This is a genomic window from Mesorhizobium qingshengii (genome assembly GCF_900103325.1).
In the GTDB taxonomy this organism is placed as follows: Bacteria; Pseudomonadota; Alphaproteobacteria; order Rhizobiales; family Rhizobiaceae; genus Mesorhizobium; species Mesorhizobium qingshengii.
Genome location: NZ_FMXM01000097.1, coordinates 1 through 1,706, shown reverse-complemented (window position 1 = coordinate 1,706; position 1,706 = coordinate 1). Strand labels below are relative to the sequence as shown.

2 protein-coding genes are annotated in these 1,706 nt (G+C 57.6%); one reads left to right on the top strand and one right to left on the bottom strand.

The window, feature by feature from the left end; all coding sequences use genetic code 11:
• Positions 1-498 (top strand): DUF1173 family protein (locus tag BLS48_RS34505; protein ID WP_143019606.1); only part of this gene is annotated, 498 nt, incomplete at its 5' end.
• Positions 499-530: 32 nt separating this feature from the next.
• Here the strand turns inward: BLS48_RS34505 and BLS48_RS34500 are convergent.
• Entirely contained in the window at positions 531-1,214 is a 684-nt protein-coding gene (locus BLS48_RS34500; protein WP_244530013.1) for a transposase, read from the bottom strand.
• Positions 1,215-1,706: the final 492 nt, after the last annotated feature.

Genomic DNA, 1,706 nt, shown 5'->3' with positions numbered 1-1,706 from the left:
CGTTCCGGTCAGAAACTTGTCATCAGGCACCTGCCCGGCTTTCCCTTTATCATCGACGATGCATTGCATCGGCGCTTGCAGGGACGCTTCGAGAAGGAATTGTCGCTCTGGGGAGCGGATTCGAACTCCCATCTGATTGTGATCGCGACCTTCGGGCTGAACCCGGCCGGGCTCGCCATTGTCGAAGAGATCGCGTTGATGGTTGTGTCCGAGAACTGGATTCCTTACGAGACGGTCCCGGAAAAGCGGCTCGTTGACGCGCTCGGCCGCCTTCGCGAGATGAGCGTGAAAGGATTGCGCTACGACCTGCAAACCGACCAACCGATCGCCAACGCCTTGCTTCAGAACAGGCAAGAGCCGATCGCGCTCTTTGTCGTCCCGGCCGGTGCGGACGAAGGGTTCAACGCTTCGTTGCAGGAGATGATGGCCGCGCGTCCGGAGATCGGCTCCTGGGTGTGGCGGGTCGGTGAAGGCGATATGCCGCCGCTGCCGCTCTGAGCGTCGGAGTTTCCAACGAGGCTCAGTATGTCTTACGCAAGGCCCAGCTTCTTCTTGAGCTCGGCATTTTCCTTGCGCAGACGGTCAGCAAGCAGGTTCTTAAGGCGCTTGTTTTCTTCTTCGAGCGCGACAAGATCACGGAGATCGCCGCTGTCTGCAGAAGGCGTCACAGCCCTCTTCCAATAATAGTAGGTCTGCTCCGATATGCCGGCCTGACCGACAGCACTCTTGCTGGTCGCACCGCCAGCGATCGACTGCTCGATCTGGGCGAGCTTCTGGGCGCGTTCTTTCTCAGAGTAGGTCTTCCGGGCGGTCTTCACTGCCATCGCAGGTTCGGCCGCCTGGGGCATTGGTCTTGCTCCGTTCTTGCGGGTCGGCTTGGCGAGCTCTGCCTTCGCTTTCTTTGCTCGAAGAACTCTCTTCTTCGCTTCAGGAGCTTCCACTTTAGCTGGCGCTACTGTCGTCTGAACAGTTTGCGCTTCGTGGAAATCGGCCATGATATGCTCCGCTTGTGGTTTGTGCCCTTCTTCAGCATCAATGGGTCTTATACTGAAGTCAATAACCTCCGAATTTGGCAACTGAGCACCGTCAGCCGGCTGCGCCATCTCCGTGGCAATTTTGGACAGGTCCAGACCGCCCCATATCGAACGGCTAGGCTTTTGCTTGCCGCGCTTCTGTTTCATTTCCACGATGAATGGCCGGATCTGGCGCTTCATATCTGTTCCTTGATGTGAGGACGACTTGCAAGCCAAGTCACTGTTTCGCGTCAGCGAGTATCCTGCGCCTGGGCATGTTATCGCTCTTGCCGAGCTTTATTGGAGAAGGCCAGCGACGAGCAAGCGAGATTTCACTGATTTCGGGGAATGGCTCGATCACGGGGACGAAAACAGTCTATTGCGAGCCGAGGTCTCATGTGACGCGACCTTCAGAGCGTACCGCCATCCATAGGCGCCCCTTCACCCAATCCACCAGCAGCTGACACATTTCGACATGCTGACGAGGCTCGCATGCTTCAGTCTCGGTAAAGAACCCCTCCCTGCATCGAGCGCCGCCTAGGCCATCATTCCTTGCCGCCGGCCAAACGTACAGGGGACTAACAGCCGTCCGCATCCGATGACGAGCTATGGCGGAAAATGGGTGATGACGGTTTGAGAAGGGCGGCGTATCGAGGCGGGTGATTGAAGCCTGCCAGAACCTCTCAAGGAGAG